Origin of the sequence: Bacillus sp. FSL M7-0791 (assembly GCF_038627085.1) — a bacterium.
Lineage (GTDB): Bacteria > Bacillota > Bacilli > Bacillales > Bacillaceae > Bacillus > Bacillus safensis.
On sequence record NZ_CP152022.1, the window covers coordinates 1255215 to 1277390 of the forward strand.

The 22176-nt window shown below is 40.9% G+C and carries 22 protein-coding genes and 2 riboswitches; of the genes, 15 read left to right on the forward strand and 7 right to left on the reverse strand.

Going from position 1 to position 22176, the window contains the following annotated elements; translation table 11 throughout:
- Positions 1–118: 118 nt before the first annotated feature.
- The 4 genes from MHI08_RS06355 (at position 119) to MHI08_RS06370 (ending at position 2418) form a co-directional block, all read left to right on the forward strand.
- Complete coding sequence (locus tag MHI08_RS06355) at positions 119–1465, forward strand: TrkH family potassium uptake protein (RefSeq protein WP_080652937.1); 1347 nt, start codon at positions 119–121, stop codon at positions 1463–1465.
- Positions 1466–1562: 97 nt separating this feature from the next.
- The gene (locus MHI08_RS06360) at positions 1563–2081 is read left to right on the forward strand and encodes a YetF domain-containing protein (protein ID WP_024424666.1); all 519 of its coding nucleotides are present in this window, start codon (positions 1563–1565) and stop codon (positions 2079–2081) included.
- Positions 2082–2087: 6 nt separating this feature from the next.
- Positions 2088–2252, forward strand: coding sequence for a hypothetical protein (locus MHI08_RS06365; RefSeq protein WP_087975542.1), 165 nt, complete (start codon positions 2088–2090; stop codon positions 2250–2252).
- Positions 2245–2418 carry a hypothetical protein gene (locus MHI08_RS06370; protein WP_166644678.1) on the forward strand — a complete coding sequence of 58 codons (174 nt, stop codon included), beginning with the start codon at positions 2245–2247 and terminating at the stop codon, positions 2416–2418. Before MHI08_RS06365 ends, MHI08_RS06370 begins: the two co-directional genes overlap by 8 nt.
- Positions 2419–2446: 28 nt before the next feature.
- On the opposite strand, the gene MHI08_RS06375 is transcribed toward MHI08_RS06370, so the two are convergent.
- A complete protein-coding gene (locus MHI08_RS06375) occupies positions 2447–3466 on the reverse strand; it encodes an acyltransferase family protein (RefSeq protein ID WP_041116436.1) in 1020 nt (339 codons plus the stop codon).
- Positions 3467–3759: 293 nt separating this feature from the next.
- Here MHI08_RS06375 and MHI08_RS06380 point away from each other — a divergent pair, with 293 nt between their 5' ends.
- From MHI08_RS06380 to MHI08_RS06390, 3 genes are all read left to right on the forward strand, one after another.
- Positions 3760–5970 (forward strand): PAS domain-containing sensor histidine kinase, encoded by a 2211-nt coding sequence (locus MHI08_RS06380; protein WP_056766277.1) that lies wholly within the window; start codon positions 3760–3762, stop codon positions 5968–5970.
- Between the two features lies 1 nt (position 5971).
- The gene (locus MHI08_RS06385; protein WP_285708048.1) at positions 5972–6463 is read left to right on the forward strand and encodes a methylated-DNA--[protein]-cysteine S-methyltransferase; all 492 of its coding nucleotides are present in this window, start codon (positions 5972–5974) and stop codon (positions 6461–6463) included.
- 89 nt (positions 6464–6552) lie between these two features.
- Positions 6553–6690 carry a hypothetical protein gene (locus MHI08_RS06390; RefSeq protein ID WP_162860203.1) on the forward strand — a complete coding sequence of 46 codons (138 nt, stop codon included), beginning with the start codon at positions 6553–6555 and terminating at the stop codon, positions 6688–6690.
- Positions 6691–6714: 24 nt separating this feature from the next.
- Here MHI08_RS06390 and mtnA read toward each other — a convergent pair whose 3' ends face one another.
- A complete protein-coding gene (gene mtnA, locus MHI08_RS06395; RefSeq protein WP_342500087.1) occupies positions 6715–7776 on the reverse strand; it encodes an S-methyl-5-thioribose-1-phosphate isomerase in 1062 nt (353 codons plus the stop codon).
- Positions 7777–7782: 6 nt separating this feature from the next.
- Positions 7783–8976 carry an S-methyl-5-thioribose kinase gene (gene mtnK, locus MHI08_RS06400; RefSeq protein ID WP_197203128.1) on the reverse strand — a complete coding sequence of 398 codons (1194 nt, stop codon included), beginning with the start codon at positions 8974–8976 and terminating at the stop codon, positions 7783–7785.
- Between the two features lie 79 nt (positions 8977–9055).
- Positions 9056–9215, reverse strand: a riboswitch (SAM riboswitch).
- A 163-nt stretch (positions 9216–9378) separates the two neighbouring features.
- Here mtnK and MHI08_RS06405 point away from each other — a divergent pair.
- From MHI08_RS06405 to MHI08_RS06430, 6 genes are all read left to right on the forward strand, one after another.
- Positions 9379–10569, forward strand: a complete 1191-nt coding sequence (locus MHI08_RS06405; RefSeq protein WP_342500088.1) for a pyridoxal phosphate-dependent aminotransferase — start codon at positions 9379–9381, stop codon at positions 10567–10569.
- A gap of 44 nt (positions 10570–10613) precedes the next feature.
- Positions 10614–10715: riboswitch (SAM riboswitch) on the forward strand.
- A gap of 72 nt (positions 10716–10787) precedes the next feature.
- Positions 10788–12038, forward strand: a complete 1251-nt coding sequence (gene mtnW, locus MHI08_RS06410; RefSeq protein ID WP_166644677.1) for a 2,3-diketo-5-methylthiopentyl-1-phosphate enolase — start codon at positions 10788–10790, stop codon at positions 12036–12038.
- The gene (locus tag MHI08_RS06415; RefSeq protein WP_342500089.1) at positions 12038–12733 is read left to right on the forward strand and encodes a 2-hydroxy-3-keto-5-methylthiopentenyl-1-phosphate phosphatase; all 696 of its coding nucleotides are present in this window, start codon (positions 12038–12040) and stop codon (positions 12731–12733) included. The genes mtnW and MHI08_RS06415 overlap by 1 nt, the downstream gene beginning before the upstream one ends.
- Positions 12697–13335, forward strand: coding sequence for a methylthioribulose 1-phosphate dehydratase (locus MHI08_RS06420; protein WP_025092328.1), 639 nt, complete (start codon positions 12697–12699; stop codon positions 13333–13335). Before MHI08_RS06415 ends, MHI08_RS06420 begins: the two co-directional genes overlap by 37 nt.
- A gap of 16 nt (positions 13336–13351) precedes the next feature.
- The gene (locus MHI08_RS06425) at positions 13352–13882 is read left to right on the forward strand and encodes a cupin domain-containing protein (RefSeq protein WP_024426834.1); all 531 of its coding nucleotides are present in this window, start codon (positions 13352–13354) and stop codon (positions 13880–13882) included.
- Positions 13883–14182: 300 nt separating this feature from the next.
- Complete coding sequence (locus tag MHI08_RS06430) at positions 14183–14425, forward strand: aspartyl-phosphate phosphatase Spo0E family protein (protein ID WP_024424676.1); 243 nt, start codon at positions 14183–14185, stop codon at positions 14423–14425.
- 46 nt (positions 14426–14471) lie between these two features.
- On the opposite strand, the gene MHI08_RS06435 is transcribed toward MHI08_RS06430, so the two are convergent.
- Positions 14472–15977, reverse strand: coding sequence for an ATP-binding protein (locus tag MHI08_RS06435; protein WP_342500090.1), 1506 nt, complete (start codon positions 15975–15977; stop codon positions 14472–14474).
- Between the two features lie 204 nt (positions 15978–16181).
- Here MHI08_RS06435 and MHI08_RS06440 point away from each other — a divergent pair, with 204 nt between their 5' ends.
- The gene (locus MHI08_RS06440; protein WP_024424678.1) at positions 16182–16637 is read left to right on the forward strand and encodes a MarR family transcriptional regulator; all 456 of its coding nucleotides are present in this window, start codon (positions 16182–16184) and stop codon (positions 16635–16637) included.
- 192 nt (positions 16638–16829) lie between these two features.
- Here the strand turns inward: MHI08_RS06440 and motB are convergent, their stop codons facing one another.
- From motB to MHI08_RS06455, 3 genes are all read right to left on the reverse strand, one after another.
- A complete protein-coding gene (motB, locus tag MHI08_RS06445) occupies positions 16830–17600 on the reverse strand; it encodes a flagellar motor protein MotB (protein WP_024424679.1) in 771 nt (256 codons plus the stop codon).
- Positions 17593–18387 carry a flagellar motor stator protein MotA gene (gene motA / locus MHI08_RS06450; RefSeq protein ID WP_024424680.1) on the reverse strand — a complete coding sequence of 265 codons (795 nt, stop codon included), beginning with the start codon at positions 18385–18387 and terminating at the stop codon, positions 17593–17595. The genes motB and motA overlap by 8 nt, the downstream gene beginning before the upstream one ends.
- 379 nt (positions 18388–18766) lie before the next feature.
- Positions 18767–20869: an ATP-dependent Clp protease ATP-binding subunit gene (locus tag MHI08_RS06455; protein WP_342500091.1), complete on the reverse strand. Its 2103-nt coding sequence runs from the start codon at positions 20867–20869 to the stop codon at positions 18767–18769.
- Positions 20870–21113: 244 nt separating this feature from the next.
- Between MHI08_RS06455 and MHI08_RS06460 the strand changes: the two genes are divergently transcribed.
- Entirely contained in the window at positions 21114–22157 is a 1044-nt protein-coding gene (locus MHI08_RS06460; protein WP_342500092.1) for a hypothetical protein, read from the forward strand.
- Positions 22158–22176: the final 19 nt, after the last annotated feature.

Genomic DNA, 22176 nt, shown 5'->3' on the forward strand with positions numbered 1-22176 from the left:
GGATGTCTTTTTCTTTTTGATGAAAAAGAAAATAAAGCATAAAATAGCTTTAAAATCATGTCTCTTTTCATTAAAATGATAAAGGTATTCGAAAAGATAGATAAAAGAAGGAATGACAATGAATCCTATAAAAAAGCTAATTGACCGGCTGTCAGCTTTTCAGTTGATTGCCCTTTATTATTTTCTTGCTGTGACCGTGTCGTTTATTCTTCTCAGCCTGCCAGTGGCTCATCAAGAGGGAGTCAAATGGACATTCATTGATGCCTTGTTTACAGCCGTGAGTGCGGTAAGTGTTACAGGACTGACTGTTGTCGACACCTCACAAACATTTAGTGTGGCAGGGATGTGGATCCTTGCGTTTGTTCTGCAAATTGGAGGCATCGGCATTATGACGCTCGGTACCTTCGTATGGCTTGTCATGCGAAAAAGAATTGGAATTAAAGAAAGAAAGCTGATCATGGCAGATCAAAACCAAAGCAATTTATCTGGAATTGTGAAACTAATGAAGCAGGTCTTATATTTAATTTTGCTGATTGAGTTTGTCGGCGGGCTGATTTTAAGCATGTATTTTCTCAAGTATTACGATGTGCAAAGCGCTTTCTTGCATGGCTTCTTCTCAAGTATTAGTGCGACAACCAATGGTGGCTTCGATATTACAGGGAGTTCTCTTATCCCTTACAAAGATGATTATTTCGTCCAGTTTATTACGATGCTGCTGATCATCTTTGGAGCGATTGGCTTTCCTGTGCTTGTGGAAGTAAAGGATTATTTGTTCAATCAGGACCGTAAGCACGCATCGTTCTCATTGTTTACAAAAATCACCACGCTCACGTTCGGCGGCCTTGTCGTTGTTGGAGCGATTGGAATCTATGCACTTGAAGCCGGGTTTAGCTTTGTAGGGAAAAGCTGGCACGAAATCTTGTTCTATTCTTTGTTTCAATCGACTGCAACAAGAAGCGGTGGGCTGACAACGTTAGATATTACGCAGCTGACGGAACCGACGCTTTTATTTTTATGTATGCTCATGTTTATCGGGGCTTCCCCAAGCTCTGTGGGGGGCGGCATTCGGACAACTACGTTTGCTCTTAATTTACTCGCCTTGTTTCATTTTGCTAGGGGAAATAAGTCCATTAAAATCTTCAAGAGAGAGCTTCATCAAGCGGATATTAATAAATCCCTTATGGTAACCATGATGGCGTTTATTTTGGTCTTTGGCGCTACGTTCCTGTTATCCTTAACAGAGCATAATACACTTCTTGAAAATTTATTTGAAGTTTGCTCTGCTTTCGGAACAACGGGGCTGTCGCTTGGGATCACCTCAGATCTCACTGTGTTTGGTAAATGTATCATCATGGTGGTCATGTTTATTGGCCGGATCGGCATTCCAAGCTTTTTATATTTAATAGGCCGAAGAGAAAGCGAAGCAAATTATCATTATCCGAAAGAGCGCGTCATTATTGGTTAAACAGCATTCCATTTGAATGCTGTTTTTTTATTTCCATTATCTAACTGGCTAAATCATATGGGATGTTCGCAATCTATAGGTAAGAGGTGAACGAGACGTGCTTGATGTATTATGGAAAGCAATTGTCATGCTGCTAGTTGGTACCTTGCTGCTGAGAATAGCAGGGCCTAAATCCATTAGTCAATTAACTGTACAACAAACAGTGATTATGATTTCAATCGGATCGATTATTATCCAACCCTTTATTGAGCATAATTTACTTGAAACCATTTATGCAGCTACCATCTTTATTGTGGCACTTGTCATTATGGAAAAGCTGTCAATTCAATCGGATTTTTTTGAAAAATTGCTTTCAGGCAAATCGGTTGTGATTTTACAAGATGGCGAAATGCTTGATCATAAGCTGAAGAAAACAAGGCTCACAAGGGATCAATTTAAAATGCGTTTAAAGCAGCAAGGCATCACTGACATCAGCTGTCTCAAAAAAGCCACGCTAGAAGCCAATGGACAAATTGGCTATGAGTTAAAACCTGAGGAAAAGCCAGTGACGGTCAAGCAAATGAAAGAACTCCTTGACCAATTAAGAGAAGAACTAAACCTGTCAAAAAAGGACTGAATGTAGATGAAAAGAAAAGCAGCGAAAAATGAAGCATTAACAAATAATATGACGCCGACAGAAAGCATGGCACATGATCAAGGACAAACTCAATTTGACGAACAATCAAGAGATCGTCAGGCAAACCGAAATTCTCATAAAGGAAAACAAGGGGGAGCATCTCGTGACTAAGAAGCATATGAAGAGCAAAGAGATGAAGGACCATAAAAAGCCAATGGACCCAGATATTTTAGAAGAGGAATTTGGCAGTGAGCTTGGAGATATTAACAGCAGCAAATGGATTGATACATTGGTGAAGCCAAAGAAAGATGCTGCATGTCAGCAGAATAAGAAATAGAAAAAAACGATCCATGAAGGATCGTTTTTTATTTGATATAACTGCCTTGCCTGCCGGTGATTGTTCGCATGAGATTGGTCATTTTGAGCTCAATCACTGGCTGTGCAACGGTTTTGACAAAAGTGCTAGACAGGGTAAAGGTTAACAAAATGGTCAGCAGCAATAAAATGAGTACACTTGCTGCATTTAGCGCCCAGTCATCAAACCAAGTGGTTCTTAGCAGTTTGATTACAAAGCCATGTAATAAATAAACATATAACGTTCTTGTTCCCCATTTTGTAAAGAAGAAACGGCGTGTTGGAACTAATGCAAAGAAGCTGAATGTAGCGCCAAATGCAAGCAAATACCATGCCATTCGTTTCATCGCCGCAATCATTCCTTCATCTCCAAGAGAAGCATACGACTTTGAGCCAAATAAGAAGGAATAATCAAATTCATAGAAGTAGCAAAACAGGAACACAGCCATTAATACAAAAAGTGCTGCAAGTTTTCCTTTGCTTGTACGGATGAATTCAAAATGCTGCTTTTTTAAATAGAATCCAGCTAAAAACATAGGCAAAAAGACAAACGTACGTGATAAGCTGAGTGTATCGCTGATGCTGTCCACATAACCGACAAGTAATGCAATCGATAAACTGACAATCATCGCCCAGTGGAACGGCAGTTTTGAAAAAGGAATAAGCAGCAAGTTCCAAAAGAATAAACTAATTAAAAACCATAAGGACCATTGCGGATCAATTGGATTTAAATTGGCCATGCTTTGATCCTGTAATAGATAATAGTAAACCGAATAGATCACCTGAAAGATTAAATATGGGATGATCAGCTTAACGGCGACTTTTTTCATAAAGCCCGGTTTTCTAAACCCTTTTGCAAAAAAGCCAGAAACTAAAATAAAGGCGGGCATGTGAAAGGTATAAATAAACTTGTATAAATAGAGCATCCAGTCATTATCATGAATGAATGATCGTAACAAATGACCAAAAACAACTAGAAAAATCAGAAGGAATTTCGCATTATCAAAATAACTATCTCGTGAAGATGCCATAACATCACCTTTCCTGCTCGTTTTCGAACATAAATGTTCTAAGTGCACTGTTCCCTTATTTGCCTCATTCTAAAATACATTTTGGCTTAATTCGCTATTTGATGTGAAATTGTAGAACGGTTGTAAAAGAAGCGTAAGAAAAGTGAATCGTTATACAATCCTGTCATCCAAATGAAATAAATGAGACAGTCTTCGTATAAAAAGTTATCTTTTTTTATGAGTCGAATGAAGGAACAATGAAAATATTGTAGAAATATTGTAGAGGAATGAGGCTGGAAAAGGAGTGTAAGAGAATGACTGAAACGCTCGATGGCAATAGGTTAACCCCTGCGGGAGATATCAGAAAATTAGAAAAAGAGAACGAATATTTGCGAACTGAGTTGATGCAGCAAAAAATGCTGTTAAATAAGACGCTAGATGCCATTTTTATATTTGATCAGCACCTCAACATCATCCAAGCTAACGAAGCAACTTGCAGGCTTGTCCAGACACCGAAAGAAGACCTCCTCAATAAATCCGTTCTAGATTTCCTATACGGCATCCCGAAAGATAAAGTTGAATGCTCACTCGATCTATTTTTTCGAAAAGGTACGTTAAAAAGAGAAATCTCCATTCAGCTGGAAAATGGCGAAACAAAATACATTGAATTTGTCGCAGAGCACGATACCATGAATCAGCAGTATATAGTGGTTATGCGAGATATTTCATCAAAGAAAATATTAGAACGAGAACGCTCCATGAATGAGCAGCTGTTCAAAGATTTGTTTGACCGAGCGATTGATGGGATGGTCATTTTTGATCAGGATGGCTGCATGATTGATGCGAATCATTCTTTTTGTCAGAGCTTTGAGCTGCAAAAGACTGATTTAACCGATCGTTATTTACATGAATTTGTCGAAGAAGAAAACCTTCCCGCCTTGCAGCATCTTTTAACGTCACTTAAAGAAACAGGGAAAGCAAAAGGGGAGCTTCCTGTTACCCTTCAATCTGGCCAGCAAAAATTATTTGAACTCACCATTACATCAAATGTGATGAGTGGTTTTTATATGTCCATCATGCGGGATATTACAGAAAAAAGACTGATGGAAGAGAAGCTGTTAAAAAGTGAAGAACGCTTTAGAGAAATTTTCGAAAATGCAATGGATGCCATCATCATATGGGCGGACGATGGAGAGATTGTGAGAGCCAATGAATCAGCCTGTCGAATTTTTGAATTACCTATGCACTCACTGATTGGCAAAAAACTTACCGACTTTCTCGTCAAATCTGATAAGAGATATAGACCAACAAGAAGACGCTATATCCGGAATCATGAAATAAGGGAAGAGCTATTATTTAAAATGGCAAATGGCCAGTATAAAGAGCTTGAGTTTACATCAAAGCATGCGGTATTAGAAGGACAGCACTTAACCATTTTACGTAATGTAAGTGATCGAAAAAGAATGGAGCAGGAACTGCGCGAAAGTGAGCTTAAATTCCGCAAAGTATTTAATGGATCAATGGACGGCATTGTTCTTTTTGATAATCAATACCGAATCATTGAAGTCAATCCATCTGCCAGCGAGCTGCTTCAATTGAAGGACGATCATTTAACAGAAATGAATCTTTTCCACATCCTTGCCCCTTATCAAATAGAAAATTTGGCTCAGCCCGCCGAGGCGATGTCATTAGATGAAATGGATAATGAGGTTCCGTTTGTACTGAACCATCCAGATCAGCGTATCCTGGAATTCTCTTTTAAACGCAACATTATCCATAATATGAATTTGGCGATCTTTAGAGATGTGACAGAGCGGAAGGAATTAGAAGAGCGGGTGAGAAAATCAGATACCCTTCATGTGGTCGGAGAGCTTGCCGCTGGAATTGCTCATGAAATTAGAAACCCGATGACAGCCTTAAAAGGCTTCATTCAGCTGTTAAAAGGAAATATCGAAGGGGAGTATTCGCTCTATTTCAATGTCATCACATCAGAGCTGAAAAGAATTGAATCCATCATCACCGAATTTTTGATTTTAGCGAAACCGCAAGCTATTGTATATGAAGAAAAAAATGTGGTGCAGATTGTGAAAGACACGATGGATCTTCTGCACGCACAGGCGAATCTTGGCAATGTTCAAATGCATCTCAATGTGCTGGATGAGATTCCGCTCATTTATTGTGAACAAAACCAATTAAAGCAGGTCTTTATTAACATTTTAAAAAATGCAATTGAAGTCATGCCGCGCAAAGGAAATGTCTATGTGAGCATTCAGCGGAAGGGTGAGGAGCATATTGTCATTTCACTGCGTGATGAAGGCTGCGGAATGGCAGAGGATAAGCTAAAGCGTCTAGGTGAGCCTTTTTATACAACGAAAGAAAGAGGAACTGGACTTGGCTTAATGGTTAGTTATAAAATTATTGAAGAGCATCAAGGAACCATTGAGGTAGAAAGTGAGGAAGGCGTAGGAACCGTCTTCCATCTCACGCTGCCACTTAGGCAGCAGAAACAAGAAGGAGAGCAGTAACGTGTATTATACCGTCTATCACGCACCCATCGGGGAATTATACATACTAGAAAAGGATGGTGCCATCATCGAGGTGATGTTTGATGATGAACCGTTTTTAGCAAAAAAGCAGGCAGCGAATCTAAAGCAAGCAGATACGCCTGTCTTACAAGAAGCGAAAAAACAGCTAGATGAATATTTCAAGGGTGAGCGTCAAGTATTCGATCTCCCGCTCAAGCAAACAGGTTCCCCTTTCCAAGAGCAGGTGTGGGAAGCATTGTCGGCCATACCATATGGTCAATCAAAAAGCTATGCAGAGATTGCAGACGCGATTGGCAATCCAAAGGCTGTAAGAGCCATCGGACAAGCTAACAGACGAAATGCATTACCTATTTTTATTCCATGTCACAGGGTGATCGGAAAAGATCGGTCTTTGACGGGCTATGCAGGATCGAAGACAGACATGAAAGCGGTCCTCCTTGAATTAGAAGGCATCCCATTTGTTCAAAAATAAATCGATTGACCTGTTCCAAATGTTTGTCAAGCGACATATCCTTTTATTAAGCTAAAAAAGTTGGTTGAGGGAAAAAGGAGGGCGCTGGCATGTTTTGGGGCAAAAAAGGTAAAATGTATGCCGTTACGTCACTATGTGTCAAAATGAACGTTTTGACAGAAGAACAAAAAAAAGAAATCTTAACAAAAACGAATCAAGAAACAAAAAAGCGCGGTGCTCTTAAATGACAAGAACACGGCGCTTTTTTGCGATTATTGAGAGATGCTTTCGGCGAAAAGAGCATCAATCTCTTCTGCATAGTTCGAAGTGATAATTCCCTTTTCTGTAATGATGCCTGAAATAAGATGATGAGGAGTGACATCAAAGGCGGGATTGAATACCTGAACATCAGGCGGTGCAATGGGGACGCCGTTTAATTCCTTTACTTCCAGCGGGTCGCGCTCTTCAATTGGAATATCTGATCCGTCGCGGGTGGATACATCAAAGGTTGAAAGCGGTGCTGCTACAAAAAACGGAATGTTAAAATGCTTGGCTAGAACGGCAAGACCTAACGTTCCAATCTTATTTGCTGTATCTCCATTACAGGCGATACGGTCAGCTCCAACAATGACAGCAGAAATTTGCTTTTCCTTCATCGTATGGGCTGCCATGTTATCTGTAATGAGCGTCACATCCACGCCGCCTTGCATAAGCTCCCATGTTGTCAGACGAGCGCCTTGAAGAACAGGGCGTGTTTCACATGCATAAATGTGAAGATCAAGATTTTTCTTTTTGGCTAAATAAAAAGGAGCAAGGGCTGTTCCGTACCGGCTCGTTGCGATGGAGCCTGCATTACAAATGGTCATGATACGGTCACCTGATTTAAAGAGCTGAAGAGCATTTTGACCGATTTGTCTGCATGTTTCTTCGTCTTCTATTTGGATTTGAATGGCTTCATGGACAAGGTCTGTTTTGGCTGCATTCACTGATGCTGCACGCTGAATGCGCTGCAGCAGCCGGTCTAATGCCCAGGCGAGGTTCACAGCGGTTGGACGAGCACTGTTTAAATATTCTTTGATTCGATTGACTTCTTGTTTAAACACATCCATTTCTTCTGTCTCAATGGCTTGTGCACTAAGCGCCAGCCCAAAAGCTGCTGTAATGCCAATCGCAGGCGCTCCGCGTACTTTTAATGACACAATCGCATCATACACATCTTCTTTCGTATATAAATGCTCAAATACGGTTTCGGCCGGTAATTTTTGCTGATTTAAAATGTGAATACGGTTTTCTTCCCATTCGACAGAACGGGGGACTTCAAATTCTTTTGACAAAACCCGTCACTCCTTTACAGATGGCTGGAATAATGCGACGAGATCAGACGCTGTTTCCACTGTATGATATTGTTTGATAAATGTTTTTCCAAGTGTCAGTGCTGCTTTTTTCTGCTGAATTCGTCTAGTTGGTGATGGAATCGCATCAAGATCAGCGGCATGGGCAAGACCAATTGTTCGGCGGACAAGCTCACAGCCGGCAAAGCCTGTCGCTTCTTTTAAAATCCGGTCAAAGGTTGTTTCTAAAAAGCTGTCCGATACACTAAACGCTTCAATGCTGTCCTCTTTCCAAGCTTTCGTGAACACTTCTTTGAATGTTGCCCATACATTGACGACATGGTCAAAAAGGTGCTGCTGCTCATGTTCATTCTCGCGAGATAAAGCATTCAGGAACAAATTGGCGATAAAGTGGCCGATATCGAATCCAAAGGGACCGTAAAACGCGAATTCTGGATCAATGATTTTCGTTTCAGTCTCATTTGCGAAAATACTGCCTGTATGAAGATCTCCATGAACCAATGTTTCAGCTGATGTCAGGAAGATACGCTTCAATTCCGCTGCTTTGGCTTGCAGCTCAAGATCTGCCCAAAGCGCTTCTGCTGATTCTCTTAATTCTTCTTCGAAGTCATTTGTTTCACTATTAAAGAAAGGGTCTGTGAAGACGAGTTTTTCTGTAATATCACAAAGGTCAGGGTTCGTAAATTGCTTCACAAATTGTTTTTTGATTTTAGGATTTGTAGCAAAGTCAGATGTGTAAAAAAGTGTTTTTCCTAAAAATTCTCCAACATGATCAGATAAATGTGGATATTGTTTTCCGGCAATTAGCCCTTTTCTGACGATTTCTAAGTGAGAGAGATCCTCCATGGCTGTCACTGCAAGAGCTGTATCTGAATAATAGACTGTTGGTACGAGGTGCGGCGCATATTCTGACTGCTTGATCAGGGCGGCACTTTCAATTCTTGCCCGGTCTAATGTAAGCGGCCAGCTCTCCCCAACCACCTTTGCATAAGGCAGCGCCTGCTTGATGATCAATCCTTTTTCTTGTTTGTGATCATAAATATGAAAGACGTAATTTAAATTCCCGTCACCAATTTCAGTACATGTCAAATGACTGCTTTCTTGGATCAAGCCAAGTCTAATTGCGAGTGCAACTGCCGAGCTTTCTGTTAGTTCTTCATATGATGCTGTAAGTGTAACCAATTGCTTCCCCTCCAAATCATATAAAAAAGCCTCTTTCTCCTGAGAGAAAGAGGCTTGATGGTGTGTATGCTCAAAGCCTCTCTTATCTCTCAGCACATACGTCTGATGGAATTAGCACCGTGCCCTATAAGACAATTGTCTTGGCGCGTTACTTGCTGCGCCCCACTTCACAGTGGTATTAACGGTCGGTTGCTGTTGGGGTCAAAAGGCCAAATCCCTCGCCCAACTCTCGATAAGAGAAATCAATATGTAATTGTTTCGTGTCTGTTTGCATTTCTTAATTCAAGATATTATCAGAGCGGCGCTTTACATGTCAATCTTTTTTCAAAATTGCTTTACAATTCATAAAACAATCCATTACAGTGATTGTATTGTCACGTAACTTGAATAGAAGGTGAAGAAATGGAATTCCAGCAATCAGATGTGTTGAAACAATTACCGAAACAATTTTTTGCTTCCCTTGTCCAAAAGGTGCAGAAAAAAGTGCAGGAAGGGGCAGATATCATTAATTTGGGGCAGGGAAATCCTGATCAGCCAACGCCTCCGCACATTGTAAAAGCCATGCAGCAAGCGGTAGCAAAACCTGAAAATCATCAATACTCCTCATTCCGTGGAACAGCGAAATTAAAAAAGGCTGCTGCCGCTTTTTATGAAAGAGAATATGGCGTCACACTTGATCCAAAGACGGAAATTGCGATTTTATTTGGCGGGAAAGCAGGGCTTGTTGAGCTGCCGCAATGCCTGCTGAATCCGGGTGATACGCTTCTTGTCCCTGATCCTGGCTATCCTGATTATTGGTCAGGCGCTGTGCTTGCTGGAGCGCATATGGTAACTATGCCACTTCTTGAGAAAAATGATTTTTTACCTGACTACGATTTGCTGCCTGAGGATGATAAGAAAAAGGCAAAATTAATGTACTTAAATTACCCCAACAATCCGACGGGGGCTACGGCAAGCCGTTCATTTTTTGAAGAAACCGTTACGTTTGCGAAAGATCACAAGCTATGTGTTGTCCATGATTTTGCATATGGCGGCATTGGATTTGATGGAGAAAAGCCGCTCAGCTTTCTGCAAATAGAGGGAGCGAAAGAGACGGGAATAGAAATTTACACATTGTCTAAAACGTACAATATGGCAGGGTGGAGAGTAGGATTTGCAGCCGGAAATTCATCTGTTATTGAAGCCATTGAGCTTTATCAGGATCATCTGTTTGTCTCCCTGTTTAAAGCCACTCAAGATGCAGCAGCGGAAGCGCTATTAAGCGATCAAACGTGCGTACAGGTGCAAAATGATCGATATGAGAAAAGGCGGAATGTATGGATTGCTGCCTGCAAAGAAATTGGCTGGGAAGTCAGTGCACCAAAGGGATCATTTTTTGCTTGGTTAAAGGTGCCGGAAGGATATACATCTGAAGCCTTTTCTGACTTATTATTAGAGAAGGCACATGTTGTGGTTGCGCCAGGTAATGGCTTTGGTGATCACGGTGAAGGGTACGTGAGAGCAGGGCTTCTAACAAGTGAGGAGCGGTTACAAGAAGCTGCTCAGCGCATCGCTGCCTTGAATCTGTTTGAAAAAAAGCCATTGACAACATAAAAAAATGGTGCGATAATTCAGGCAATATTTAAGAAAATTGAATATTCTTATCAAGAGTAGGCAGAGGGACTAGCCCAATGAAGCCCGGCAACCGACTTCCATGAAGCACGGTGCTAATTCTTGCAGCAAGCGCTGAGAGATAAGATTCGGATGAATGACACGAAACAACCTCTTTAAGGCGCTCAAGAAGCACTTGAAGAGGTTTTTTTATTGAACATATGCATGACGCAATCGAAAGGGGATTCCTAGTGAGTGAATTACTGGCAACATACGTATTAACACATCGAGAGGATGAACAAATAAATCGAAAAGCGGAGCAGATCGCGCTTGGTTTAACAGTTGGATCATGGACGGATTTGCCGCAGCTCAAAAAGGAGCAGCTTCAAAAGCATAAAGGCCGAGTTGAAAAAGTATTAGAAAAGGCTGCTCCAGCCGAAAATGGTCTTTATCAATCAGAGGTGACGATTGCTTATCCTGAGGCAAACTTTTCAGCTGATTTACCAGCTGTTTTCACGACGATTTTTGGAAAGCTTTCACTAGACGGAAAAGTGAAGCTAGTCGATATCCAATTTTCTGAAGAATTTAAAAAAAGCCTGCCAGGACCTGTATTTGGAATTGATGGCATTCGAAAAAAGGTAAATGTGTTTGATCGTCCATTATTGATGAGTATTTTTAAAGGCGTTATCGGCCGTGATATGCAGGATTTAAAAGAGCAGCTCCGTTTACAGGCATTAGGCGGGGTTGACTTCATCAAAGACGATGAAATTTTATTTGAAAGTCCATTAGCTCCTTTTGAAGAGCGAATCAAAGAAGGAAAAGCGATTTTAAAAGAAACCTATGAAGAGACAGGACACCGCACGCTGTATGCTGTCAATTTAACGGGCAGAACCTTTGACTTGAAGGATCGGGCGAGAAAGGCCGCTGAACTTGGGGCAGATGCGCTCTTATTCAATGTCTTTGCTTACGGCCTGGATGTCATGCAAAGCCTAGCTGAGGACCCAGACATTCCACTGCCGATTATGGCGCATCCCGCTGTGAGTGGTGCTTTGACATCCTCTCCTGAATATGGATTCTCGCATTCTCTTCTTTTAGGCAAATTAAATCGATATGCTGGCGCTGATTTGAGCCTTTTTCCCTCACCTTATGGGTCGGTTGCACTTCCGAAAAAAGATGCCCTTGGAATCTATGAAGCTTGCGTAAAAGAGGATACGGTTCAAAAAACATTCCCTGTCCCGTCAGCAGGCATTCATCCAGGAATGGTTCCAGTATTGATCAAAGATTTTGGAATTGATCATGTGATAAATGCAGGCGGAGGCATTCACGGACATCCGCGGGGAGCCATCGGCGGAGGGCAGGCATTTCGATCGATCATTGATGCCGTGATTCATGAAGAGTCCATCCAAGATAAGGCGGCTTCCTGCCAAGACTTAAAAGCGGCACTTGATCTTTGGGGAAGGGTAGCAGAATAATGAAAAAACCAATTGTGTGTTGTGATTTTGATGGGACAATTACAAAAAATGATAATATCATCCGCATCATGAAACAGTTTGCACCAAGTGAATGGACGAAGCTGAAGGATGGTGTCCTGTCAAAGGAAATCACCATTCAAGAAGGCGTCGGGCAGATGTTTCAATTACTGACAAGTGATCAGAAGGATGCCATTCAATCATTTATTTTAGAGGATACAGAGATTCGAGAAGGGTTTAAGCAATTTGTGGATGAGGTAAAAAAAGCAGATATTCCTTTCTATGTACTTAGCGGGGGGATGGACTTTTTTGTCTACCCTATCCTCGAAGGCATTGTCGATCGAGACGATATTTATTGCAACCATGCATCATTTGGGGAAAACCATATTCAGATTGAATGGCCGCATGCCTGTGATACGCAATGTCAAAATGGCTGCGGATGCTGCAAGCCCTCAATCATTCGAAAGCTGACTCATGAGGATGACTTCATCATCATGATCGGAGATTCAGTGACTGATGTGGAGGCGGCGAAGCATGCGGATCTTACGTTTGCGCGAGACTACTTGCTCAATGAATGTCAAGAGCTCGGGCTCGTACATAAGGAGTATGACACATTTATTGATCTACACGCGCAATTTGTTCAAATAAAGGAAGTGAAGGAATGGCAGACGCAAAGAGCAAACGCTGGCAGGAGCTAGCAGACGTTAAACGTGAACTGGCCCAAAGAGATTGGTTTTTCGGAACAAGCGGTAATTTATCAATCAAGGTGTCGGATGATCCAATCACGTTTTTGGTGACGGCAAGCGGCAAAGATAAACGAAAAGAAACAAACGAAGATTTTGTGCTAGTAAATGCAGCAGGCCAGCCCCATCATCCGAACGAGCCGCTTAGACCATCAGCTGAAACACTGCTTCACACGTACGTGTATGAACGGACGAAAGCAGGCTGCTGCCTCCATGTCCATACAATCGATAATAATGTGATGTCAGAGCTATATGGGGATAAGGGAGAGATTCGTTTTAAAGGCAACGAAATCATCAAAGCTCTTGGTTATTGGGAAGAGGATGCAGAAGTGTCGATTCCGATTATTGAAAATCCAGCTCATATTCCGCAGCTTGCAGAGCAATTTGCCAAACATCTGACACTAGAGGCGTCATCTGGTGCTGTACTTATTCGCAATCATGGCATCACGGTCTGGGGAGAAACAGCCTTTGAAGCAAAACGAGTATTAGAAGCATATGAATTTTTATTTAGCTATCACTTAAAATTAGCGCTTTATCAACAGCAGCTTGTAAGATAAAAAGGAGGAAAAGCACATGGCGACGATTTTGATTCATAACGAAGAGAACACATTACTTGAGAACGAACAAGAGGTAGCATCATATTTAGAAAACCAAGGGGTCATTTATGAGCACTGGGATATTGAAAAGCTGCCAAACCGTTTATCAGAAAAGTATGATTTAACTGATGAGGAAAAGGAAGAGATTTTGACTGTTTTCCAAAAGGAAATCCAAAGTATTTCTGAAAAAAGAGGGTACAAAGCGCAGGATGTCATTTCATTGTCTGATGCCACTCCAAATCTTGATGAGCTGCTCCAAAACTTTAAACGTGAGCATCACCATACAGATGATGAAGTACGCTTTATTGTGAGCGGGCACGGAATCTTTGCTATTCAAGGCAAGGATGGCGTCTTTTTTGATGTGAGATTGAATCCAGGTGATTTAATTTCTGTGCCGCCAAACATTCGTCATTACTTTACACTTCAAGAGGATCGCAAAGTGGTCGCAGTTCGCATATTTGTCACAACTGAGGGCTGGGTGCCGATTTACGAGGAAGAAACGGTTTAATGATAGAGCTGATCATTCCGCATGAGGCGGAAGATCAGCTTTTTTTTAGGAAATTAGACATAAAATGAGAAAGAAAATAGTTGATTTTGATCTTCTGCATAGGATAAAATTCTGTTTAATCAATGTGTCAGTCCTGTCCAAATTTGAAGTTTACCCCCAAATTTGATTGGGTAAAAGGTCTTTAGGCTGTAAAAAATTAAATAAAATAAGCATATTTAATTTAATTTACAAATAAAGTATAATTTTGGTGTCGGATCATTTTGAGCATAGACAGTCGAATTCATTGCGGGAGCTGAGATCATGAATATTTATGTAAGGAAAGAACAATTGCTGATGTCCATTGATGAGAAGAGAAAACAAATGGTAGAAGCTGCTCAAGTGGAAGGGTACACTGGTGAGAAGACAATTAAATATAGTCAAGAACTGGACAACCTGATGAATGAGTATCAGCATCTTCTTTTTCATGAGAAACAATCTGCCCCCTCCTTTCATGATCTTGTGTCTCAAATGAGTCTTTTATCTGTGAACCGCCCCTCTTATTGACATGAAAAACCGGTCTTGCATAAGCAAAACCGGCTGACTTCTTCAGTTATGCTGAGTGAGCAGAAGGAAGCATGATCATAACAGTCGTTCCTTTATTCACTTCGCTATGAATATCAATTGTTCCGCCATACATCGAAATGATTCGTTTACACACGACAAGCCCAAGACCTGTGCCTTTTTCCTTCGACGTAATAAAGGGGAGGAAGATGTGCTTTAACATCTCTTCTGGTATGCCTTCACCTGTATCCGCTACTTTAATGATGACATGTTCTTTTTCAGCTTCGATCACAATCTTCAAGTGACCGCCGTTTGGCATCGCTTCTAAAGAGTTCTTTGCTACATTTAAAACGACTTGTTTAATATGATCCTTTGTGCAATACACGCCCACATCTTGAATCGTATTGATTTGCAAATCCACTTCCACATTATAAAGGTTTGCCTCAGAGAAAACGATCGGCATGATCTCACTTACAATTTCTTTTACAGAGTTATTTTGCCATTTTTCTGCCGTTGGTTTTCCTAATACAAGAAATTCACTGACGATTTGGTTAATCCGTTTAATTTCCTCCTCGATGACAGAAAAATAGAGCTGATCTTCTTCTGAATGATACTTCTTTTGCAATAGCTGGATAAATCCGCTAATCCCTGTTAATGGGTTGCGAATTTCGTGTGCTGTACTTGCTGCGAGTGTTCCGATCAATTCAAGCTTTTGCGCTTCATTTTCATGACGCTCCTGCTGAGTTTGCCGCCTTAACACGATATATTGGACGAGTGTGAATAAAATATTTAATAAAATAAACGCACTGGATAAAGGGATGAGCATCACAGACAGCACTTCACTAGTTGAAGCACGCTGCGGAAAAACCTCCAGCTTCCAGCTGTTTTCATCTAAATATGTAGACACGGTGCTACCGCCCTCGGGTACTGGCTGTGGACCGCTTGTGAACACAACATGTCCATTTTGATTCAGCATCTTAAAATGAAGATCAGGGTTCAATACATTCATAATATTTCTTAAATAATCAATTTGAATGGCGGCAATCAGTACATTGGTGACCTCTTCGTTTTCATCGAGAACAGGCACACAAATGGAGAGAATCCGCTGTTTTGTAATTCGGCTCACATAGTTGTCTGTGATCACGGTCTGCTTGGTCACTTGAATGCGTTTAAAGTAATCTCTGAATGATAGGTTGATTTTTTCCTTTAACGGGGTGGTGCTTGCTGTTACATTTCCTTTTTTGTCTAGGAGATACAGACCTGAAAAACGAGGTTCTTGTTTATAGATTTTCTCTAGGATGTTTTGTACTTTTTTCGTCTCAAGCGGCTGGTCAAATCCCATGGCAAGGGAAGTTAATCTCGCTTCTGTCTCACTTATTAAATAATTCATTTGGTTTTTGTGAATATTTAACATAAGTGTAGCGGTTTGTTTGTTCTTTAAATCGATTTTTTCAGTTTCTTTTTCGTAGATAAAATAACTAATGATTAGGGTTGGAAGCATGACCAAAATAAGGTAAAGCCTGATCTTCTTCCAAAACCCTTTCAGTTTACTCATCATTCATCGCTCCAACGTATTACCTAATAGACTTATTATAGCATTGAACCTATCTTTATTACGATGACTTGTGTGATTTTTAAAAAATTAGGTGATTCGTTCTGGTCTCATTTTCGTGCTAAAGATGGATCAAAATGTTGACATTTTACTTATTGTTTATTAATGTCACATTAGTAGGTTGCATTTCATAAAGGATGATAAAAAATGGAAAATCATAATGTTGAAAAATCATTGAAACTATTTATTGTATTATCACGTGCCTATCGCTCAATTAATCATCACATGAACAAACATATTGTGAAGCACGGGCTGAATCCAACTGAATTTGCTGTGCTAGAATTGCTATATCATAAAGGTGATCAGCCGCTTCAGCAAATCGGTGATAAGATTTTACTTGCAAGCGGCAGCATCACGTATGTGGTCGATAAATTGGAGAAGAAAGAACTTCTCAGTCGCAAGGCTTGTGCAGAAGACCGCAGAGTGACATTTGCGCATATTACCAAGCAGGGACGAGCTTTGCTTGATGACATCTTCCCAGATCATGCGAAAGAAATTCATGAGATGATCAGTGTCCTGAGCGAAGAAGAGAAAGATGTCTGCATTGATATGCTCAAACATGTAGGGCTGCGTGCAAAGCATTTATATGATCATCAAGACTAAATAAAAAGGAAGCCGCTGGCTTCCTTTTCAGCGAGCAGGCAATCCCTCGCATTTGGCGTTAGTCCTGCGTGCCGGTGCTCGTTCCTAGACTGCAAAGGTATTCTATCACGCTGAAAAGAAGACAAAGGGCTAAAATAGAGATCATTTTAGCCCTTTGTCAACAATCTGTAAAGAAGCCCCTGGCTTCTTTTTTTATTTCGCTTTTTTCTCAATCGGTAAAATGAGTACTTCTACACGCCGGTTTTTACTTCTGCCTTCTGCTGTATCGTTTGAGGCAATCGGTTTGAATTCGCCGTATCCTTTTGTACTAAAGTTCTCTTGGTTTAGATTGCTGTTTTCAAGAAGAATATTTAAAAAGTTCACAGCGCGAATGGCGCTTAAATACCAGTTTGATTCAAATTCTGAATTTCTGATTGGTACATTATCTGTATGTCCGCTAATGACAATGTCACGTGCGGGATTAATGACGAGCAGTTTTGAGATTTCTTTTGCTAACGGGACATCTTGAGGGCGAATAACTGCCCGCCCAGAATCAAAGAAGATGCTGTCTTCAATCGTAATGAGAAGTCCTTCATCCGTAAGCTTTGTTTCGAGCTTGGCACCAAGTTTTTTATTTGCAATGAATGAATCGACCTGCTTTTTGACCTTTGTGAGAACCGCTTGGTCCCTAGCCTTTGCTTTGGCTTCTTCATCTTTCTCTTCCTCGGCTGCTTTCTTGACCTGGTTGCTGTTTTCAGTTTCTTCCGTGCTTTGCATGCTGGATTGATCCATAACACCGGTACCGCCAGTAAAAACTACATTAAAAGACTTAGCCATCTGTTCATATTTTGCCGCATCAATTGAACTAGATGCAAAAAGCACAATGAAGAGGGCGAGAAGAAGCGTCAGAAGATCGGCATAAGGGATAAGCCAAGATTCATCTACATGGTCTTCATGATCATGGTTTTTACGTTTCCTAGCCATTTTGATTTTCTCCTTCTTCAATGACAAGATTTGCACGTTCTTTTGCTGGTAAGTACATAAGAAGTTTTTGTTCAATGACTTTTGGAGACTGACCTTCAAGAACAGACAGAATACCTTCGATCATAATCAGACGAAGCTTTACTTCTTCCTTTGATTTACGCTTCAGCTTGTTGGCAAATGGATGCCATAATACATACCCGGTAAAAATCCCAAGCAGTGTGGCGACGAAGGCAGCACTGATGGCATGTCCAAGTGCCTCAATATCTCCCATGTTGGCAAGTGCGGCAATAAGTCCTACAACGGCGCCAAGTACCCCTAGCGTCGGAGCGTATGTACCAGCTTGTGTAAAGATTAATGCACCTGACTGGTGTCTTTCAGACATGGCGTCAACTTCTTCTGTTAAGACGTCTCGAATAAATTCAGCACTTTGGCCGTCAACTGCCATGCTTAACCCGTTCTTTAGAAAATCATCATCGACTTCCTCAAGACTTGCTTCTAATGCCAAAAGACCTTCACGACGCGCAATTTGTGCCCAGTTTGAAAATAGAGGGATCATTTCTTGAATCGTTGGAAGCTGGCTGTCTTTGAAAATTTTGCCGAACAATTTTGGTGTTTTCTTAATTTCACTAGAAGGGAATGCGATGACAACAGCTGCAACGGTTCCAACAATGATGATTAATATAGCCGCCGGGTTGAGAAGAGCAGTTAGACTCACACCTTTCAAAACCATACCGACACCTAGTGCAATAAATGCTAAAATAATACCAATTAACGATGTTTTGTCCATTATCTCACCAAATCCTTTAACTATCTTTTTCTATAGTTAATATCGGTGTGTTCTAGAAGGGTTTTAGTCAGAATATAAAATTAAGACAGTTTCTGTGAAGAATTTTTGACGAAAGCGCTTTCTTAATATGTAAAAAGAAGATACTCCCTTTCATATAAAGGGAGTCTCCATTTAATCGTTTTGAGCTGGTTCATCTAAATGAAGCAGCTCTTTTAATTTTTCTTCATACATGATTTTGACAAGATCGTAACTCCAATTCATCATGTGATTCACCTCTTTTTCTTTTATCGTAAAGGAAAAGAGGCGGGGGAACGTCGGCGTTCAGATGGAACTTAGACGCCGCAACATGACGGAGGTGCATATCATCCTGAAGATGTAGTTATCCTTTTTTTACGACGATTTCGTCATGTTCAACATCCACAGTAAATCCAGAAAGCTGCTCCTCTTCAAGCAGGATCTCCGTCATTTGGTCTTCAACGTGCTCTTGGATGGTTCTTCGAAGTGGACGAGCACCAAATGCAGGGTGATATCCAAGCTCTGCGATTTTTTCTTTCGCTTCATTTGTGACATGGACTGTTAAATTTTGCTCTTTTAATTGCTCTGACAGCTCATTGAGCAGAAGATCAACAATCTTCACTAAATCATCTCTGTCTAATGATTCAAACTGAATGATGCTGTCAAAACGGTTCAAAAATTCTGGTTTGAAGTAGCTGCTCAGTGAATCAATGAGTGATTGTTCCTCAATCGCTTCTTCCTGATCAGATTGGAAGCCCACTTTGACTGTTTTATCTGCGGTGCCTGCGTTACTTGTCATGATGATGACTGTATCTTTAAAGCTGACCGTTCTGCCTTGGCTGTCTGTTAAGCGGCCATCTTCCATAATTTGCAGGAAGATGTGCTGTACATCTGGGTGTGCTTTTTCGATTTCATCCAGCAAAATGATGCTGTATGGTTTTCTGCGCACTTTTTCAGTCAGTTGGCCAGCTTCATCATGTCCAACGTAACCAGGAGGAGAACCGATGAGTTTGGACACAGAGTGTTTTTCCATGTACTCACTCATATCTAAACGAATGATCGCATCTCTTGAACCGAATAATTCTTCAGCTAACGTTTTAGACAATTCGGTTTTCCCGACACCTGTTGGTCCAACGAAAAGGAAGGAGCCTGTTGGTCTATGTTTCGATTTTAAACCAGCTCTGCTTCTTTTCACGGCTTTCGCCACTTTATCAACCGCATGCTCCTGTCCAATCACTCGTGCTTTTAGACGGACGTCAATTTCTTTCATTTTGGTTTGTTCGTCTGCTTGCAGTTTACCGACAGGAATGCCTGTTTTTTGTTCCACAATGGCCTGAATGTCCTCTGCTGTAACGATATGCTCTTTTTCAGTTGTTTTGTTTTGAAGTCTTGCTTCAATGGCTTCTTCTTCATCGCGAAGCTTCGCTGCTTTTTCATATTGTTCTTCTTTTAGCGCAGCTTGTTTTTCTGCGGCAATTTGCGCTAGTCGGTTTGTCAGTTCATCTTCACCTGCTGCATCAATGGAGAGGTTCGCTTTTGAACCAGCTTCGTCCATTAAATCAATGGCTTTATCCGGCAAATGACGGTCTTGAATATACCGCGAAGATAGTTGAACGCACGCTTTAATTGCTTCATCTGAATAGGTGACACCATGATAGGCCTCGTACTTATCTTGGATGCCTTTTAAGATGTCGATCGCTTCATCTTGTGTTGGCTCATCTACGATGACGGGCTGGAAGCGCCGTTCGAGTGCAGCATCTTTTTCAATTTGGCGATATTCTTTTAATGTCGTCGCACCTACTAGCTGCAGTTCGCCTCTTGCAAGGGCTGGTTTTAAAATGTTTCCAGCATCCATTGATCCTTCTGCAGATCCTGCGCCCACAAGAAGGTGGATTTCATCTACAAATAAGATGATATTTTTACGGCTTTGTAGTTCTTTGATTAACTGCTTCATTCTTTCCTCAAATTGACCGCGTACACCTGTGTTTGCGACAAGTGAGGAGACATCTAATAAATAGATTTGTTTGTTCTTTAATTTATTTGGCACATCGCCACTCGCAATTTTGAGCGCGAGTCCTTCTGCGATCGCTGTTTTCCCAACACCTGGTTCACCAATAAGAACAGGGTTATTTTTATTTCTTCTATTTAAAATCTCAATGACTCTTGCGACTTCTTCATCACGGCCAATGACTGGATCAATTAAACCAGCATTTGCTCCATCTGTTAAGTTACGGCCAAGCTCATCGAGTAAGCCTTTTTGCTTTGGCTGCTCCATGTTTGGGGCATGACCTGCTGCCTGAGAGAAGAATGAACTTCCTCCAAAGAGCTGAGGTCCCATTTTCATTTTTGACTGCTCTATCAAAGAGGTATAGCAGTCTTCACATAAAACCATTTGGCTCCGGGACGAATTTACTTGCATATTCAGGCGAATAGTTGCTTCATTTACTTGACAATGTTGACAACGCATTTGCCATGACCTCCTTAAAATAAAGTTTGACTTTATTTGACCAATGAATGTTAAAGAAAATGGTCTATTGTTTGACCATCTTTGACTATAGTATACTCTGACCTATTTTGACTTTCAACTGTTTTGCTCAAAGGGGAATAAAAATCCTTTTTTGCATTTAATCATGGTTTGTCCTTCTTTTCAAGGAACTTGTCTCATAGGATAAAAAAGGAACAATCGAAAGTGATGGGTGCGGAGGGGTCACATGAAACGTTCAAATGAATCCGCTTTTCAGCTTGCCTTTGTATATGTAGGAACAGTGGTTGGAGCTGGGTTTGCGACAGGAAAAGAAATCGTAGAATTTTTTGTTCGTTTTGGCTGGATTGGACTATTAGGAATCCTGATTAGCGGTGTTATTTTTACTGGTCTTGGTGCAAAAATGATGCTGATTTCGAAACGAATCGAAGCAGAATCTTATCAAGATATGAACCGTTTTTTATTTGGCACAGCTGCGAGTCGATATATTAATATTGTCATGTTTTTTATTTTACTTGGTGTCACCTCAGTAATGATTTCAGGCGCAGGGGCTATTTTTGAGGAACAGCTTGGCATATCGAAGGAATATGGGATCTTTTTGACGATCATTCTGAGCGTCATTGTACTCTTTAAAGGTTCAAAAGGGCTATTTGGAGTCAACGTCCTTGTCGTTCCAATGCTGATTTTCTTTTCAATGATCGTGTTTCTTGATTCATTTGTGTTTAGCAGCAGTGAAAGTTATGTTCTTGCGCTGCAAATGGGTGAGGGCGAGTGGATATTATCAGCAGTGTCATATGGTGCCTTTAATTTAGCACTGTCACAGGCAGTGTTAGTACCCGTCGCAAATGAAATGACCTCTGAAGCAGTCATTAAAAAGGGAGCGGTGCTTGGGGGCGTCATGCTGACACTCATTTTGCTTGCTTGCTTCTTATCTCTTTCTTCATTAGATATGCTGGAGGCGTTTGATATTCCAATGGCCCAGGTGGTGTATCAAGTTGCAAACTCGATTCATCTCATTTATTTATTTGTCATCTTCGGTGAAGTTTTTACATCCGTCATAGGTAATTTATACGGGCTGGAGAGACAAGTGAGGGCATATATCCGAATGAACAGCATCTTTACGATATCCCTTATTCTCATATGCTGCTATGTGATTAGTAAAATTGGTTACGGTACACTGATTTCAACGGTTTATCCGGTTTTTGGCTATGTCAGCATCTTTTTTATCCTCTTTCTTTGTCTAAAAAAAGTGCCTGCACCGCTATATAAGTAAAGAAAGGATAGCCTGCAAG

Coding starts and splice junctions, on each gene's coding strand:
- MHI08_RS06430 (WP_024424676.1), top strand. CDS start 14,183: ATGAATATTTATGTAAGGAAAGAACAATTGCTGATGTCCATTGATGAG.
- MHI08_RS06415 (WP_342500089.1), top strand. CDS start 12,038: ATGAAAAAACCAATTGTGTGTTGTGATTTTGATGGGACAATTACAAAA.
- MHI08_RS06460 (WP_342500092.1), top strand. CDS start 21,114: ATGAAACGTTCAAATGAATCCGCTTTTCAGCTTGCCTTTGTATATGTA.
- MHI08_RS06375 (WP_041116436.1), bottom strand. CDS start 3,466: ATGGCATCTTCACGAGATAGTTATTTTGATAATGCGAAATTCCTTCTG.
- MHI08_RS06355 (WP_080652937.1), top strand. CDS start 119: ATGAATCCTATAAAAAAGCTAATTGACCGGCTGTCAGCTTTTCAGTTG.
- MHI08_RS06425 (WP_024426834.1), top strand. CDS start 13,352: ATGGCGACGATTTTGATTCATAACGAAGAGAACACATTACTTGAGAAC.
- MHI08_RS06435 (WP_342500090.1), bottom strand. CDS start 15,977: ATGAGTAAACTGAAAGGGTTTTGGAAGAAGATCAGGCTTTACCTTATT.
- MHI08_RS06365 (WP_087975542.1), top strand. CDS start 2,088: ATGAAAAGAAAAGCAGCGAAAAATGAAGCATTAACAAATAATATGACG.
- MHI08_RS06405 (WP_342500088.1), top strand. CDS start 9,379: ATGGAATTCCAGCAATCAGATGTGTTGAAACAATTACCGAAACAATTT.
- mtnW (WP_166644677.1), top strand. CDS start 10,788: ATGCATGACGCAATCGAAAGGGGATTCCTAGTGAGTGAATTACTGGCA.
- MHI08_RS06455 (WP_342500091.1), bottom strand. CDS start 20,869: ATGCGTTGTCAACATTGTCAAGTAAATGAAGCAACTATTCGCCTGAAT.
- MHI08_RS06440 (WP_024424678.1), top strand. CDS start 16,182: ATGGAAAATCATAATGTTGAAAAATCATTGAAACTATTTATTGTATTA.
- MHI08_RS06390 (WP_162860203.1), top strand. CDS start 6,553: ATGTTTTGGGGCAAAAAAGGTAAAATGTATGCCGTTACGTCACTATGT.
- MHI08_RS06380 (WP_056766277.1), top strand. CDS start 3,760: ATGACTGAAACGCTCGATGGCAATAGGTTAACCCCTGCGGGAGATATC.
- motB (WP_024424679.1), bottom strand. CDS start 17,600: ATGGCTAGGAAACGTAAAAACCATGATCATGAAGACCATGTAGATGAA.
- motA (WP_024424680.1), bottom strand. CDS start 18,387: ATGGACAAAACATCGTTAATTGGTATTATTTTAGCATTTATTGCACTA.
- MHI08_RS06420 (WP_025092328.1), top strand. CDS start 12,697: ATGGCAGACGCAAAGAGCAAACGCTGGCAGGAGCTAGCAGACGTTAAA.